We start from the raw sequence: 15,013 nt of genomic DNA, 5'->3' as shown, positions 1-15,013 counted from the left end.
TTCCGGGGAGACAAGGGAGCAAGGGGGCGCGCTGTAACCAGCTGCGCCCCTGCGCATTTCGGGGCTTTTTCTTTAAAAAATCAGTCGCGCGTCAAGGTGGCAATCATGTCCGATGCTGCGGGCCATTTGGCGGTCAATGCCGTACGCGTGCCCATGGAGAAATCGGAAAAATCAAATCCCGGTGCCACGGTACAGCCCAAAAGCGCGAACTTTCCGCCGGGTTTCAGGCGTGCGCCCTGCCAGACATTTTTTGGCACAACCATTTGCGGTTTTTGCCCTGCCAGCAGGTCCTTGCCAATTTCAACATGCTTGTGCGTGCCATCGTCAAACAGCTGAAGCTGTTCAACCGCATCACCAAGGTAATGATGGAAAATCTCGTCACTGGTCAGGATGTGCATGCCTGAAAAGGTATCTGGCGTCAGAAGATAATAAATCGCCGTGCCGGTGCTGCGCACGCCCAGATAGCGGTTGCCCGGATTACAGGTTTCAAAGGATCGAAATGTTTCGGCGTAATAGCCGCCTTCGGGATGAGGTTGCAGGCCGAGTTTTGCGATCAGGTCGTCAATCGTGATGGCATCTGGCATGGCGTACTTCCCTTTAATCAACGGCATTTATTTCCCGACATCATGACGAAAAAAGGGGAAAGGCGCAAACCTTCCCCCTGATATATTCAGCCCGACTTGATGGGGTCACACACCTAGTTGGTTTTGTGATCCATCTTGTCATGGTCCATTTCGCCGTGGTTCATCTCGCCATGATCCATGTCGCCCATGCCAGCCGGTCCTTTGGCAAGCGGACCAAGCACATTGATCATCACCGGCACATCACCCGCTTTTTCAAATTCAAGCGTCACGTTGATCATTTCGCCTTCGGTAAGCGGCTTTTTCAGGCCCATCAGCATGACGTGATAGCTGCCCGGCTTGAACATGACAGTGCCGTGCATCGGCACATCAATGCCGCCTTCGACCTGGCGCATCTTCATGACGTTGTTGGCCATGATGTGGGTATGAAGCTCGGTTTTTTCCGCCAGATCACTGCGTACGCCAACAACCCGATCCGCGTCACCGTGATTGACGACTTCAAGGAAAGCGACACCATTGCGCACCTGACCAAGCGACGCTTTGGACCATGCGTCCTTGATTTCGATATCCGCGGCGAAGGCGCTGGAAACAACAAACAGCGACGCAATGGTCGCAATAACAGCAAACAGTTTTTTCATGTGATTTCATCCGTCTTTTGGCCTGCAACACGCAGGCCGATTTCATCAATGGTCTTTGGTTTGAAATCAGACGGAAAGTGGTGGTGCACGCGAATGACGGATGCGCGGAATTTCATGTCCTGCCGCCACCCCGATCGCATGGGCATAGGTGATATGACCGACCTTTGACACCGGCGAAATGTCGGGCACACCCAGATCAACAAAAACACCATGATGGGTCGCACAAAGCGAACAGAACCCATGGGCGGCATTATTCTCGCCATCTGGCGTCGGCAAGTCACCCCCACCAAGCGACACGGCCCGAATACCATCCGGTGTGCAGATCAGCAAAAGATCACCGCCGGGTGCAGCCTGTGCGCCAGAAACGCCAATCCCCTGCCCGCCAAGAAGTGCCGTGATAAAGCCCGATTGCGTGACACCAGCCAGCAAAATAACACACGCCATGCCCCAGACCTGAAGCAAACGGCTTAGAGGTCGGACACAGCTGGCACTATGTGAGCAGGTAAAAACACGCATCGGTTTGATATGCACGATATAGCGGTCCCTCGCAATGACATTGATCATGTCGGTCCGGCCATTTGGGGCAATGATGCCAACGGTCCAAATATCAGGAAACCCCATCATGCCGTTTCACCGCAAAATTGTTCCGGCCATGCTCAATGCAGCCTATGGCCGTCATGCTCTAACAACAAAGGCCGGACTGATATCCGCCCGGCCTTTGATCCAAAAAACGTAATGCCCGCGCCATCAGATCATGTTACGCGCCTGAACCAGTTCATCGAACTTGTTTCCGTCAAGGAAACCAAGTGCGACGGTTGCTTCTTTCAGGCTGGACCGATCCTTATGCGCCTTTTTGGCAACGGCGGCTGCATTGTCATAGCCAATATGCGGCGCCAAGGCCGTCACCAGCATCAGACTTTGTTCGACATAGTGATCGATCTTTTCCTGATCGGCATCCAACCCGGCAATGCAATTATCCGCAAAGCTTGCGGACGCATCGGCGATCAGGCGGATTGATTGCAACAAGTTATAAATGATCACCGGTTTAAACACATTAAGGTCAAGATGCCCGTTTGATCCACCAACCGTAACCGCAACATGATTGCCAATAACCTGCGCGCAGACCATGGTCAGCGCCTCTGCCTGCGTCGGGTTGACCTTGCCTGGCATGATAGAGGACCCCGGTTCGTTGGCCGGCAGGACCAATTCACCCAACCCGCAACGCGGGCCCGATCCCAGCAGACGAATGTCGTTGCCGATTTTCATCAGGGACGTTGCAAGAACGTTCATAACACCCGACATTTCAACGCAGGCGTCATGGGCAGCCAAGGCTTCGAACTTGTTTTGGGCGGTTTCAAACGCAATACCGGTAATGTCAGATGCCTGTTTGGCAAATTCGACATCAAAGCCCTTTGGCGCATTCAGCCCGGTGCCCAATGCGGTTCCGCCCTGTGCGAGTTTACGTAAACGTTTCATCGCATCATCAATGCGGTCCAGACCAAATTCAATTTGCATGGCATAGCCGGAAAATTCCTGCCCAAGCGTCAGGGGCACGGCATCCTGCATATGGGTTCGGCCAATTTTCACGATATCGGCGAACGCTTTTTCCTTGGCTTCAAGAGTACTGCGCAGATGCTTTAACGCCGGTTTGAGGTTTTCTTCAATCTCGACCACGGCCGCAATATGCATGGCCGCCGGGAAACTGTCGTTCGATGACTGCCCACGGTTCACATGGTCATTGGGATGGACAGGATCACGTAGCCCCATCGGTTTACCAAGAATTTCACAGGCGCGGTTTGCGATCACTTCGTTGGTGTTCATGTTGGTCTGGGTACCCGACCCTGTTTGCCAGACAACCAGCGGAAAATGATCCAGCAACTTGCCATCGGCAACTTCGCGTGCCGCCGTTTCAATCGCCCGTGCAAGCTCCCCGTCCAGATTTCCAAGCGCGACATTGGCCCGCGCTGCGGCAAGTTTCTGAATACCGAACGCCTTGATCAACGCGTCTGGCATCCGTTCCCCACCAATGCGAAAATTCTGGGTGGAACGCTGTGTTTGCGCCCCCCAATATCGGTCTGCGGGCACATCAATCGTCCCCATGGTATCTTGCTCGGTACGGGTGGTCACTTGATTGGTCACGATAGAAATCCTCCGTGTCAGAAAACAAACTGACCGGGGCGGGAAACCCGGCACGGCAATCCTCTCGGTACTGCCATTTTGGGAATATGGTCTGGAACCTGCCGTAACGCAAATCCGATTGAGACCAATTCTTAAAATGTCAGGCGATCTTCGTTTGGGCGTCTTGCCACGTCACAAGCTTGATGCCTGCGCGCTGAAGCTGCGAGATGGTTTTCTGCGACGGCACCAGATCCGTGATGATCCCGGTCAGGGCCTCAATCGGGGCGACATTTTCAAGATAACGCTGATCAAATTTGGTGTGATCCACCATCAACCAGGTTTCGTCAGACCGTTCCATCATCGAACGTTTGACCGCAACCGCACGCCGGTTTACATCACTAAAGCCCGGCCAAGAGACACCCGACGCACCGATAAAGGCGATATTGGCGTGAAACCGGCGCAGGAAATCAATGGTGTCACTTCCGTACACGGCATTTTCGCGAACATCAAAAACGCCCGGACACATCACCACATCATCACGGTCGGGCATATCGCCCATGCCATGAACCACCACATAACAGTTGGTGATAAACGTACGCGCCTGCGTCCCGCCATTCACTGCAAGATACGGTGCCAACTGGGCCACTGTTGATCCGGCATCAATCATCACAACATCACCCGGGCGCACCAGATTGGCCGCAAGCATACCAATACGGTCCAGTCCGGCCACTGCGGTTGATTGACGTTCGATCAGGTCAGGCTGATGTCCCATGGGCTGCGCCGATGCCCCGCCGAACTCGCGCTTGATCAAGCCATCTTCGCTGAGCGCATCAAGATCACGGCGAATGGTTTCGGTCGCAACGTCGAATCGCTCCGCCAATGTGGCAACTCTCACATGCGGATGGAGCTTGAGTTCCTGCAGAATGCTCTGCTGGCGTTGTTTTTTTCCAATTCGCAAAGCAATTCCTCCCCCAATACTGGCGTTTTACCTGACTTAAAGAGCACTTTAGCAATATTGATGGAAACCTTTTGTTACAGTTTTGTGTTGATTTCCAAACTTTTTCAAATTCATAATGTTGGGAAAAGCAACAATACCAAAACCACAAAACCACAAAATCGCTGGGAAAACCCGGCTTTCATAGGGAAGAAAGGTCACAACATCGTGTTTTCACATTCGAAAAAAACAGACACATTGAAGCTCACCACCTTGTTCGCAGCAATCGGTATGGTTGGCATGGCATCCGCTCCGGCTCATGCGGCGGACGATTGCATTGCGCGTGGCGATCTTGATCAGATCTATTGCGATATGGATGGCGATCTGGTTGCAGATGCACCGGCTGCGGATCAGCTGGTTGATCCCGATACCCTCGTCTTTGCCTATACCCCGGTCGAAGACCCAGCGGTTTATGCAGACATCTGGAATCCGTTCCTTGAACATCTCGAAAAAGTCACTGGCAAAGACGTTCACTTCTTTGCAGTTCAGTCGAACTCTGCCGAAGTTGAAGCCATGCGTTCAGGCCGCCTGCATGTTGCCGGCTTCTCGACCGGGCCGACCCCGTTTGCGGTGAACCTTGCCGGTGCGGTTCCATTTGCCCTGATGGGTGCGGATGATGGTCGTTTTGGTTATACGCTTCAGCTTTATACCCGCACCGACAGCGGCATTGACACGGTTGCCGACCTTAAGGGCAAGCGCGTTGCGCACACCTCACCGACCTCGAACTCGGGCAACCTTGCTCCGCGTGCACTTCTTCCGGGTCAGGGCATCGTTCCTGAACAGGATTACGAAGTTGTCTATTCCGGTTCGCACGACCAGTCGATCCTTGGCGTTGTTGCCGGCGACTATGACGCAGCCCCGGTCGCATCCGAGGTGGTTGAACGTATGGCGCAGCGTGATCTTTATGATCCCAAAGAAGTCAAAATCATCTACGAGAGCAAGCCCTTCCCGACCACCTCGTTCAACTATGCCCACAATCTGAAGCCTGAACTGGTCGAGAAAATCAAAGAAGCCTTCTTTACCTTCGACATGAAGGGCACTGCCCTTGGCGAAGAGTTCAAAGGTGTCTCGAAATTCCTGCCGATCACCTATCAGGATGACTGGGCGGTTATTCGCGAAATTCAGGCTGCCAACGGTGTTAAATACACCCCTGACAACCTGAAATAATTCACACCATCGCACACCACAGCAGGGCCTGATGATTTCGGGCCCTGCAATGGCCCATTTATATCCGGGGTAACGCAATGCTGCGTATCAAAGAACTCGTAAAACGCTATGGCGACGAAAAGGCAGTGTTGAAAAACCTGAACCTTGAAGTGCCGGGCGAAAGTGTCGTTTCAATCATCGGCGCGTCTGGCGCTGGTAAAAGTACCTTGTTGCGCTGTATTAACCGCCTTGTTGAGCCATCTTCAGGCTCCATCGAATTGAACGGCACAGAACTGACCAAGCTGGAAGGCAAATCGCTGCGCCTCGCGCGTCGCCGCATTGGTATGGTGTTTCAGGGCTTTAATCTGATTGAACGCCTGACGGTCATGGAAAACGTCCAATCTGGCCGTCTCGGTTACCTTCCGGCATGGCGCGCTGTCAGCCGCAAATATCCGCAAGAAGACATCGACCGCGCTTTCCATCTGATGGAACGTGTCGGTATTGCCCATTATGCCAATAAACGTGCGAGTGAACTTTCCGGTGGTGAACGCCAACGTGTTGGTGTTGTGCGCGCCCTGATGCAGGAACCGGAAATTCTGCTGGCCGACGAGCCGACCGCATCGCTTGATCCGAAAACATCGCGTCAGATCATGGAACTGTTGCGCGCACTCGCATCCGAGCTGCAGCTGCCGGTTCTGATCAACATCCACAACGTTAACGAAGCCAAGGAATATACCCAGCGTATCGTTGGCATGCGGTTTGGTCGTATCATCTTTGACGGTGAACCTGTCGATCTGAGCAACGACGCCATGGATGAAATCTATGCCGGTGTTCCGGCTGAAGAACGCGGCGGCGCCGAAAGCAGCACTCATTTGCGTGAGGTTGCGGCAAAATGAATACGACCGTTGAAAAAACGGGTCGCACCTGGAAAAAGCCTCCCTTCATCGCCAATCCGGCGATCCGTTGGGCGCTGATCATTGGGATTGCGGCCTATGTCTGGTGGGCGATCACGACCCTGCCATTCGACTGGGAACGTATTCAGCAAGGCATCCCGCGCGCCATACGTATCTTTAAGGGGGCCTTCCCCCCCAGCTTCCTGCGCGGTGAATTGCTGTTTGACGGCTTTATGGAAAGCATCAAGATTGCGATTGTCTCGACCTTGCTTGGTCTGGCTCTTAGCATTCCGATTGCCTTTGCATCGGCCTCAAACGTTGCGCCCAAATGGCTTTACACCATCGGGCGCGGCGTGATCATCGTCGCCCGTTCCTTCCATCCGGTGATCGTTGCCATCCTGTTTGTGAAGGCAGTTGGTTTTGGTCCGCTGGCTGGCATCTTGACCCTGACCATCTATTCCATCGGGTTCGTGGCCAAAATGTTGGCCGAACGGATTGAGGAAATCGATTGGGGTCAGGTCGAAGCTATCAAAGCAGCCGGGGGTGGCACGTTCGTCACCATGCTCTATGCCGTGATTCCGCAAATCATGCCGCGTCAGATTGGTCTTTCGATCTATCAGCTTGATAGCAACCTGCGTGCATCCGCCATTGTTGGAATCGTCGGTGCCGGTGGTATCGGATCGACCCTGCTCAATGCGTTTGGACGCTATGACTATGACTTCGCGCTGGCGATTACGCTGTGCATCATTGCCGTTATCCTTGTCAGTGAAGCCATCAGCGGCCGGATCAGGAGGAACCTATGGTAGCCACCACACAAAATTCCGGCCCTGACGCCATCGCGCATCGCGAATGGGCGCGCTATACCTCCAAACAACGCTGGCAGCGTTTTGGGGCGATGGGGCTTGTCGCACTTGCGGTTGTCTGGTCACTATCGACGATCAATGTCATCTGGCCATGGTTGTGGGATGCCCCGCAACAGATGGGAGATCTGTTTGGTCGTATGTTCCCGCCTTCGCTTGAGGGCTGGAAAGACATCGCATGGACGCTTTTGGAAACGATCAATATCGCGACCATCGCGACATTCTTTGCCGTTTTCCTATCCTTGCCGATTGCGCTGATTTCGGCCCAAAACACAACGCCAAACCGCTATACCCTGTGGCTTGGCCGGTTCATTCTGGTGTCGTCACGCTCGGTCAACACCATTATCTGGGCATTGCTGTTTGTCGCGGTATTCGGCCCGGGTGTTCTGGCGGGTATTCTGGCCATCGTGTTCAGATCGCTTGGCTTCCTTGGCAAGTTGCTTGGCGAGGCGATTGAGGAAATTGACCGTGCCCCGATCGAGGCCCTTGAGGCAGTTGGTGCATCGCGGTTCAAAATCCTGATTTACGGGGTAATTCCGCAAGTCATGCCGACCTTCTTTGCCGTATCGATCCTGCGGTGGGACATCAACCTTCGCGAAAGCACGGTTCTCGGTCTTGTCGGGGCCGGTGGTATCGGCATCATCCTTCAGGGTGCGATTGATACTTTTGCCTGGCAAACCGTTGCGACGATCCTTCTGGCGATTATCGGCCTTGTCATCATTGGCGAGGCGATCTCGGCTTACCTGCGTAAGAAGGTGATCTAACGTGACAAGAACGTACGACCTTCTGGTCGTAGGCGGCGGCATCAATGGGGCTGGTATTGCCCGTGATGCCGCCGGTCGCGGACTGTCTGTTCTTTTGGTCGAACAGCGCGACCTTGCCTCGGCCACGTCTTCCTCCTCGACCAAACTTATCCATGGCGGCCTTAGATATCTTGAACATTACGAATTCCGGTTGGTGCGCGAAGCCCTTCAGGAACGTGAAGTTCTGTTGTCCGCAGCCCCGCATATCATCTGGCCCCTGACCTTTGTCTTGCCGCACCATAAAGGTTTGCGTCCGAAATGGATGCTGCGTGCCGGTCTGTTTTTGTACGACCATCTGGCACGGCGTAAACGCCTGCCCGGATCGCGTTCCGTATCACTTAACGGGACGCCCGAAGGTGATCCGTTAAAGGCAACATTTGGCAGCGGCTTTTCCTATTCCGACTGCTGGGTCGATGATGCACGTCTTGTTGTGCTTAATGCGCAGGACGCACAGGCACATGGCGCTGAAATTCGCACCCGAACACAGTGCAAAAGTCTGGTCCGTCATGCGGATCACTGGAACGCCCAACTGTCGCAAGACGATGGCTCAACGCAAGTGGTGCGGGCCCGTTCGGTGGTCAATGCCGCCGGTCCATGGGTAACCGAAATGGTGCAGAATGCCGGACTTGGGGATAAGGCCGCTGGCCTGCGTCTGGTCAAGGGCAGCCACATCATTGTCCCGCGCATTCACGACCATGATCATTGCTATATCTTCCAGAACGGCGATGGACGGATTGCCTTTGCCATCCCCTATCAGCGCGAATACACCCTGATCGGCACCACCGACATTCCCTATGACGGTGATCCGGCCAAAGTCAAAATCAGCAGCGATGAAATCGACTACCTGCTTGAACTGGTCAATGGGTATCTCGCCAAACCCGTCACACGCGATGAAATCGTTTGGGACTATGCTGGTGTGCGTCCGCTTTATGATGACAAGAACGCCAATGCATCCGCCGTGACCCGCGATTATGTGTTTGATCTTGATACCGGAGACACCGAAAACGCCCCGGCAATCCTGTCGATCTATGGCGGTAAAATAACCACCTATCGCAGGCTTGCCGAACACGCGATGCAAAAGCTTGGCCCGGTTCTGGGCAACACTGCACCAGACTGGACAGCCTCAGCCATCCTTCCGGGCGGGGATATGGAGGATGGCGATTTTGATCGTTTCCTTGCCACCGCCAAGGCGAGGCTTGACTGGGTACCAGATGCGCTTTTGCACCGTCTGGCCCGATGCTATGGCACGGCCCTTTACAAGATTATTGGCGATGCCTCTGAAATTTCACAATTAGGACAAGAGGTTGCGCCAAATCTGTATGAATGTGAGTTGCTCTACCTGATTGCCAATGAATGGGCCACCACCACAGACGATGTTTTGTGGCGCCGGACCAAGCTTGGCCTCGGGATGCAGTCTGATCAGGTCGACGCAGTTACCCACTGGTTTGCCACCCAAGCCCGACTTGGTCAGGCTGCACAATAACCCCAAGGAACACGAAACTTAATCGCGCAGGTCATCCCATTTGATGAATTCATGGGCAATGAAATCTTCCATCATTGCGCGCCACATGCGTTCAGCCATGTCTTCGTCAAAACCATCAATGCGACACTGTGCCTTTACCTTGGCAATCACATCCTCGATGCGGTCTTCATCACGGACCGCATCGCGGGATGGCTTAATCCGTGCGGCCTGTTCGATATAGTTCAACCGTTCGGCCATCAATGCGACCAACAATCGATCAACACGATCCACATTTTCACGAACGTCAGACATGGTTTCGCAGTGATTGGCTTTGGCAGACATGGCAGCAAGGTTTCCTGATGTGTTTTCATGACAAAAAAGGCGGTGATTTCTCACCGCCTGATCCGTTGCCTTAGTAAGCATATTCCTTGAACAGCGGATCGACCGATCCGTTCCATTCAGTTTCATATTTATCCAAAAATTCTTCAGCCAAGGTCCGACCGCTTTCAGCGACGTCTTCAAGGCTGTCAAGGAAGTGGCTTTCATCATCGCCGTAGCCATCCATGCGACCACGGTTTTTCAAGCCTTGCTTGGCGATTGCCAGAACTTCTTTGGACAGGTCCTGAACCGTGCCGTTTTTGAACTTGGTGGCAAGGGCCGTGCGCGGCACATCGTTACGCAATGCTTCGCGCTCGGAGGTGCTCAGGTCACTGACCAAATTCCATGCCGCGTCCAGTGCCGCATCATCATAAAGCAAGCCAACCCAGAAGGCCGGCAACGCACAAATGCGCTTCCACGGGCCGCCATCCGCCCCACGCATCTCAAGAAACTTCTTAAGACGCACTTCCGGGAAGGCTGTGGTCATATGATCTGACCAGTCATTCATGGTCGGGCGTTCACCAGGCAAAACATCAAGTTTGCCATCCATGAAATCACGGAACGATTTGCCCGCCGCATTGATGTATTTGCCATCGCGGTAGACAAAATACATCGGCACATCAAGCATGTAATCGACATAGCGTTCAAAGCCAAAACCGTCTTCAAACACAAACGGCAACATGCCGCATCGATCCGGGTCGGTATCGGTCCAGACGTTCGACCGTGCAGACAGAAAACCACTTGGTTTGCCATCAACAAACGGGGACGCGGCAAATAAGGCCGTGGCAACTGGCTGCAAAGCCAAAGACGTTCTGAATTTTTTGACCATGTCGGCCTCGGACGCGTAGTCCAGATTGACCTGAATGGTCGAGGTCCGCAGCATCATATCAAGGCCGAGATTACCGACCTTTGGCATATATTCGCCCATGATCGCGTAGCGCCCCTTGGGCATCCACGGGATATCCTCACGCGCCCATTTCGGATTATGCCCGACACCAAGCATATCGATGCCAAGACCATCGCAAATTTCGCGCACTTCATGAAGATGGGTATGAACTTCACCACAGGTCTGGTGAATGTTTTTAAGTGGAGCACCCGACAATTCAATCTGACCGCCCGGTTCGAGAGATACAGAACATTTGTCTTTGGTAAGGGCAATCACATTGCCGTTTTCAATGACCGGTTCCCAGTCAAATCTTCGGGCAAGTTCGGTAAGAAGGGTTTTAACACCGCGTTCCCCTTCGTAGGGGATCGGGCGAAGATCATCGCGGGTAAAGGCGAATTTTTCGTGTTCGGTACCGATGGCCCAGTCACTTTTTGGCGTAGAGCCGGACTCGAACCATTCGACAAGCTGGCGCCGGCTTTCAATAGCCGGACTATCACCAGTGGAGGCGCTGACAGTCATAAGGGCTTCCCCTAATCTCTCGTGACCGGTTGGTTAGACCAATCGCCGAGGCGATCCTGAAACACCGTTAAAGCAGCAATTGCCGCCGTTTCAGCACGCAGGATTCGCGGACCGAGACTGACAGGTGTGGCAAAAGACTGTTTGCGGATACGTTCAAGTTCGTCGGCGCTAAAGCCGCCTTCAGGTCCAATCACGAGTGCATGGTTAATAACATTGACATTGTCGATAGCCGAGCCAGCGCCCTTTGCCAATAGCTGACTTAGCACTTCACCAATTGGTGACCCGGATCCCGTTTCGTCACAGAACAGCAAATGGTGGTTTTCCGGGCAATTTGCCACCCAATCGAGAAGACGCACTGGTTTAAATATTTCTGGCACCGTCAGGCGTTCGCACTGCTCGGCCGCTTCAATCACCTGTGCCTGCAAGCGATCAAGGCGGACTTTGTCGGTAATGCCGTGCTGGGTAATGACGGGTTGTAACCGTCCGACTCCCATCTCGACGGCCTTTTCGATCAGGAAATCAAGCCGCTGCTTTTTGATCGGGGCAAAGACAAGTGTCGGCCCAACTTCGGTCCCTTGTGCACGCAATTGACTTTCAACGGCAACACTTCCCTTCTTTTTGCGAAGTTCGTTAATGGTTGCCAACCATTCGCCATCAAGACCATTAAATATCTTTACCGGCGTTCCGGGCTTGAGCCGCATCACATGTTCAAGGTAATGAGACTGTTCAGAGGAAAGTTCGATCTCGCATCCCGGCGTGATAGGATCAGAGACGAAAAGGCGTTGGCGCGCACGGGTGGCGTCTGCTGTCATGGATATCCTCAAACATAGCCCAAAGCCGATAAATGGCCGGGTTCGAATTCGTTAGGCGTTACATAGGTCGATTATGACACAGGTCAACCAACCAATACAGACTGGCAAAAACGACATGCCCCAAGACGGCTGGATTGACCGTTTTGTACCAGCCCCCGCACGCCCCTATCTGAAATTGCTGCGCCTTGACCGGCCGATTGGCACGTGGCTTTTGCTGTTGCCCTGCTGGTGGTCAACCGCCATGGCGGGCGGCATAACCGCCGACATCACCGCAAAGCAGATTGTCATCATGATGGCACTGTTTGGGGTTGGTGCCCTGATCATGCGCGGGGCTGGGTGCGTGATCAATGATCTGGCGGACCGTAATTTTGATGGCAAGGTCGAACGCACCACCACGCGCCCGCTTCCCAGTGGTCAGGTAAAAGTCTGGCAGGCGTTACTATTCCTTGGTGTCATCTTGTTGCTGGGCCTCGCCATTCTGGTGCAGTTCCGTATTGAGGCGATCATTGTCGGCGTTTGTTCCTTACCGATCATCATCACCTATCCGTTTATGAAACGCGTCACCTATTGGCCGCAGGCCTGCCTTGGTCTGGCGTTTAACTGGGGTGCCTTGGTCGGGTGGACGGCGGTAACCGGAACGGTGGAACCCGCCGCCATTGCAATGTACGCCGCCGGGTTCTTCTGGACGCTGGGCTATGACACGATTTATGCCCATCAGGACAAGGACGATGATGAAAAAATCGGTTTGAAATCACTGGCCCTGCGTCTGGGGGATGCAACCCCGAAATGGGCCAAGGGGTTTTATACCATGACCACGCTTTTGCTTGGCGTTGCCGGGATGCTGGCCGATCTGCACTGGTCGTATTTCGTCCTTCTGGGCCTTGCAGGCATTCATCTTGGCTGGCAGGTCGCGACGGTGAAACTTGATGATGCGGCAAACTGCCTGAAACGATTTAAATCCAACCGCGATTACGGTTTGCTGGTTCTCGGCGCAATCGTGATTTCGCACCTGATTGCCATTGCCTGATATCCAACGCGGTGGGGCTGGGTTTTTGAAATCAGCACACCATCTGTCTGATATCATTTTGTTTATAAGGGCGTGTTTATGACTGCACCGCTGGCCTTGATGATTGCCGGATTGATCCTTGCGGGGGTTGGCGCCCAATGGATGGCGTGGCGTGCTGGCGTGCCCGCCATCGTGTTGCTTTCGGCCCTCGGACTGATTCTTGGTCCGGGGACCGGGTTGCTGGATCCGGTGACCGATTTTGGCGCGCTGTTACAGCCCCTTGTTGCGGTTGCGGTGGCTGTCATCCTGTTTGAAGGCGGTCTGGCACTCGATTTTCGCGAACTCCGCCACAGTGTGAGCGGCATCTTGCGCCTCACCACCATCGCCCCGCTTTTGGCGTGGCTTCTTGGTGCGTTTGCAGCCCACTATCTGGCCGATTTGTCATGGCCGGTAGCCGCCCTGTTTGGCGGGATCATGATTGTCACGGGTCCAACCGTGATCGCGCCACTATTGCGCCACGCGCGTATGGCCAAACATCCCAGTACGCTTTTGAAATGGGAAGGCATTGTTAATGACCCGATTGGCGCGCTGTTTGCCGTTCTGGCCTATGAAATCATTGTCGCCAGCCAGCGGGGAAACGGCCTGAGTGCCGCGATTGGGCATCTGGCCTTTAACATCCTGATTGCCATTGCAATTGGTCTGGTCGCCGGGCTTTGCACCGTGCAGGTGTTTCGTCGGGGCTGGATACCTGAATTCCTTAAGGCGCCGCTGGTTCTGGGTGTCCTTCTGACCTGCTTTGCCGGGGCCAATATTGTTCAGGAAGAAACCGGACTTTTGGCGGTCACCGTATTGGGACTTGTCATTGGCAATGCACATTTGATGGCGATTGATGAAATCCGCCGGTTTAAGGAAACCCTGACCGTCATTCTGGTTTCAAGTGTCTTCATCATTCTGACCGCGACATTGGAATGGTCGATGGTTGAAGAACTCACATGGGGGCATGGGCTTTTTGTCGCAGCGATGCTGTTTGTTGTTCGGCCTGTCTCAATCATCGGCGCATTGTCCTTTTCCAAAATAAACTGGCGCGAACGCATTCTGGTGGGCTGGATTGCCCCGCGCGGGATTGTCGCCGTCGCCATCTGCGGCCTGTTTGGTACCGAGCTTGTTGAACTGGGATATGCCGATGGCGCGCTTTTGATCCCGCTTGCCTTTGCCATGGTGTTTTCCACGGTTGTGTTGCACGGCTTTTCAATTCGCCCGATGGCGCGATACCTTGATCTTGCGGTCAATGGGCCGCCCGGTGTGTTGATTGTCGGTGCACACCGCTGGACCATTGATCTCGCCACCCGTCTGGATGAACTCGACATCCCGGTGGTGATTACCGATTCACGCTGGCACAGCCTGCGCACGGCCCGCGAGGCCGGGTTGACCACGTTTTACGGTGAAGTCCTGTCCGAAGTGTTTGAGCATCACCTTGATACATCCGCCTTGGGCAAGCTGATCGCCACCACAGATAACGATGCATACAACACGCTTGTCTGCACCGACTTTGCCCCGGAATTCGGGCGCCGGTCGGTCTTTCAGACCGGCATTCATCGCGCGCCCGAAGATCGCAGTCGCCACAGTGCTAGTCAAACACTGGGTGGCCTGCCATTTTGTTCCGATCCACTGACCACTGATGACATTCGCAATGCCTATCGCAATGGGGCCAGCATCCGACAAACCCGACTGACCGACAGTTTTGGCTGGGACGATTTTCTGGGGCATCATGAACAGGCACCGCCGGTATTGGCACTCGTGCGCGGCAATCAGCTTTTTATCGGCACAGACATCCCCAAGGCCAAGGCACGTGATGTGATTTTATATCTGGGCAATGGTGAAACAGATAGCACGGCGTAAAGAACCGCTTGCTCCACA

At 54.0% G+C, this 15,013-nt stretch carries 15 protein-coding genes; 7 read left to right on the top strand and 8 right to left on the bottom strand.

Annotated elements, in window-relative coordinates; translation table 11 throughout:
* Positions 1–80 precede the first annotated feature (80 nt).
* From COO92_RS10260 to COO92_RS10240, 5 genes are all read right to left on the bottom strand, one after another.
* Entirely contained in the window at positions 81–584 is a 504-nt protein-coding gene (locus COO92_RS10260; protein ID WP_101301901.1) for a cupin domain-containing protein, read from the bottom strand.
* A 113-nt stretch (positions 585–697) separates the two neighbouring features.
* Complete coding sequence (locus tag COO92_RS10255; RefSeq protein WP_101301899.1) at positions 698–1,219, bottom strand: copper chaperone PCu(A)C; 522 nt, start codon at positions 1,217–1,219, stop codon at positions 698–700.
* Positions 1,220–1,285: 66 nt separating this feature from the next.
* Entirely contained in the window at positions 1,286–1,843 is a 558-nt protein-coding gene (locus COO92_RS10250; protein ID WP_133125057.1) for a DUF2946 family protein, read from the bottom strand.
* 123 nt (positions 1,844–1,966) lie between these two features.
* Positions 1,967–3,358 (bottom strand): class II fumarate hydratase, encoded by a 1,392-nt coding sequence (fumC, locus tag COO92_RS10245; protein ID WP_101301895.1) that lies wholly within the window; start codon positions 3,356–3,358, stop codon positions 1,967–1,969.
* 139 nt (positions 3,359–3,497) lie between these two features.
* Positions 3,498–4,295 (bottom strand): DeoR/GlpR family DNA-binding transcription regulator, encoded by a 798-nt coding sequence (locus COO92_RS10240; protein ID WP_101301893.1) that lies wholly within the window; start codon positions 4,293–4,295, stop codon positions 3,498–3,500.
* Between the two features lie 276 nt (positions 4,296–4,571).
* Here COO92_RS10240 and phnD point away from each other — a divergent pair, with 276 nt between their 5' ends.
* The 5 genes from phnD to glpD all read left to right on the top strand — a co-directional run bounded on the left by phnD (position 4,572) and on the right by glpD (position 9,516).
* Positions 4,572–5,498: a phosphate/phosphite/phosphonate ABC transporter substrate-binding protein gene (phnD, locus tag COO92_RS10235; RefSeq protein ID WP_240626398.1), complete on the top strand. Its 927-nt coding sequence runs from the start codon at positions 4,572–4,574 to the stop codon at positions 5,496–5,498.
* Between the two features lie 77 nt (positions 5,499–5,575).
* Positions 5,576–6,373: a phosphonate ABC transporter ATP-binding protein gene (gene phnC, locus COO92_RS10230; RefSeq protein WP_022734079.1), complete on the top strand. Its 798-nt coding sequence runs from the start codon at positions 5,576–5,578 to the stop codon at positions 6,371–6,373.
* Complete coding sequence (gene phnE, locus COO92_RS10225) at positions 6,370–7,176, top strand: phosphonate ABC transporter, permease protein PhnE (RefSeq protein WP_101301891.1); 807 nt, start codon at positions 6,370–6,372, stop codon at positions 7,174–7,176. The genes phnC and phnE (COO92_RS10225) overlap by 4 nt, the downstream gene beginning before the upstream one ends.
* Positions 7,170–7,994: a phosphonate ABC transporter, permease protein PhnE gene (gene phnE / locus COO92_RS10220; RefSeq protein ID WP_022734081.1), complete on the top strand. Its 825-nt coding sequence runs from the start codon at positions 7,170–7,172 to the stop codon at positions 7,992–7,994. The genes phnE (COO92_RS10225) and phnE (COO92_RS10220) overlap by 7 nt, the downstream gene beginning before the upstream one ends.
* Before the next feature lies 1 nt (position 7,995).
* Positions 7,996–9,516 carry a glycerol-3-phosphate dehydrogenase gene (glpD, locus tag COO92_RS10215; RefSeq protein ID WP_101301889.1) on the top strand — a complete coding sequence of 507 codons (1,521 nt, stop codon included), beginning with the start codon at positions 7,996–7,998 and terminating at the stop codon, positions 9,514–9,516.
* A gap of 18 nt (positions 9,517–9,534) precedes the next feature.
* On the opposite strand, the gene COO92_RS10210 is transcribed toward glpD, so the two are convergent.
* The 3 genes from COO92_RS10210 to COO92_RS10200 all read right to left on the bottom strand — a co-directional run bounded on the left by COO92_RS10210 (position 9,535) and on the right by COO92_RS10200 (position 12,090).
* On the bottom strand, positions 9,535–9,837 hold the full coding sequence (locus COO92_RS10210) for a chorismate mutase (RefSeq protein WP_101301888.1): 303 nt from the start codon (positions 9,835–9,837) through the stop codon (positions 9,535–9,537).
* A gap of 70 nt (positions 9,838–9,907) precedes the next feature.
* Positions 9,908–11,278: a glutamate--cysteine ligase gene (locus tag COO92_RS10205; protein WP_022734084.1), complete on the bottom strand. Its 1,371-nt coding sequence runs from the start codon at positions 11,276–11,278 to the stop codon at positions 9,908–9,910.
* An 11-nt stretch (positions 11,279–11,289) separates the two neighbouring features.
* Positions 11,290–12,090 (bottom strand): 16S rRNA (uracil(1498)-N(3))-methyltransferase, encoded by an 801-nt coding sequence (locus COO92_RS10200; protein ID WP_101301886.1) that lies wholly within the window; start codon positions 12,088–12,090, stop codon positions 11,290–11,292.
* 73 nt (positions 12,091–12,163) lie between these two features.
* On the opposite strand from COO92_RS10200, the gene ubiA reads away from it, so the two are divergent.
* Together ubiA and COO92_RS10190 are read left to right on the top strand one after the other, a co-directional pair.
* Positions 12,164–13,117 (top strand): 4-hydroxybenzoate octaprenyltransferase, encoded by a 954-nt coding sequence (gene ubiA, locus COO92_RS10195; protein ID WP_101301884.1) that lies wholly within the window; start codon positions 12,164–12,166, stop codon positions 13,115–13,117.
* 78 nt (positions 13,118–13,195) lie between these two features.
* Entirely contained in the window at positions 13,196–14,995 is a 1,800-nt protein-coding gene (locus COO92_RS10190) for a cation:proton antiporter (protein ID WP_101301882.1), read from the top strand.
* The last annotated feature ends 18 nt before the right edge of the window (positions 14,996–15,013 follow it).

Source organism: Thalassospira lohafexi (assembly GCF_002844275.1).
In the GTDB taxonomy this organism is placed as follows: domain Bacteria; phylum Pseudomonadota; class Alphaproteobacteria; order Rhodospirillales; family Thalassospiraceae; genus Thalassospira; species Thalassospira lohafexi.
Note: the sequence above shows the minus strand (reverse complement) of the source record. Positions and strands in the feature narration are given on the sequence as shown.

Bases quoted from the DNA above. Each gene is read 5' to 3' on its own strand.
- phnC (WP_022734079.1), top strand. From the start codon at position 5,576: ATGCTGCGTATCAAAGAACTCGTAAAACGCTATGGCGACGAAAAGGCA.
- COO92_RS10255 (WP_101301899.1), bottom strand. From the start codon at position 1,219: ATGAAAAAACTGTTTGCTGTTATTGCGACCATTGCGTCGCTGTTTGTT.
- phnE (WP_101301891.1), top strand. From the start codon at position 6,370: ATGAATACGACCGTTGAAAAAACGGGTCGCACCTGGAAAAAGCCTCCC.
- COO92_RS10200 (WP_101301886.1), bottom strand. From the start codon at position 12,090: ATGACAGCAGACGCCACCCGTGCGCGCCAACGCCTTTTCGTCTCTGAT.
- COO92_RS10260 (WP_101301901.1), bottom strand. From the start codon at position 584: ATGCCAGATGCCATCACGATTGACGACCTGATCGCAAAACTCGGCCTG.
- COO92_RS10210 (WP_101301888.1), bottom strand. From the start codon at position 9,837: ATGTCTGCCAAAGCCAATCACTGCGAAACCATGTCTGACGTTCGTGAA.
- COO92_RS10190 (WP_101301882.1), top strand. From the start codon at position 13,196: ATGACTGCACCGCTGGCCTTGATGATTGCCGGATTGATCCTTGCGGGG.
- phnD (WP_240626398.1), top strand. From the start codon at position 4,572: ATGGCATCCGCTCCGGCTCATGCGGCGGACGATTGCATTGCGCGTGGC.
- ubiA (WP_101301884.1), top strand. From the start codon at position 12,164: ATGACACAGGTCAACCAACCAATACAGACTGGCAAAAACGACATGCCC.
- COO92_RS10250 (WP_133125057.1), bottom strand. From the start codon at position 1,843: ATGATGGGGTTTCCTGATATTTGGACCGTTGGCATCATTGCCCCAAAT.
- COO92_RS10205 (WP_022734084.1), bottom strand. From the start codon at position 11,278: ATGACTGTCAGCGCCTCCACTGGTGATAGTCCGGCTATTGAAAGCCGG.
- phnE (WP_022734081.1), top strand. From the start codon at position 7,170: ATGGTAGCCACCACACAAAATTCCGGCCCTGACGCCATCGCGCATCGC.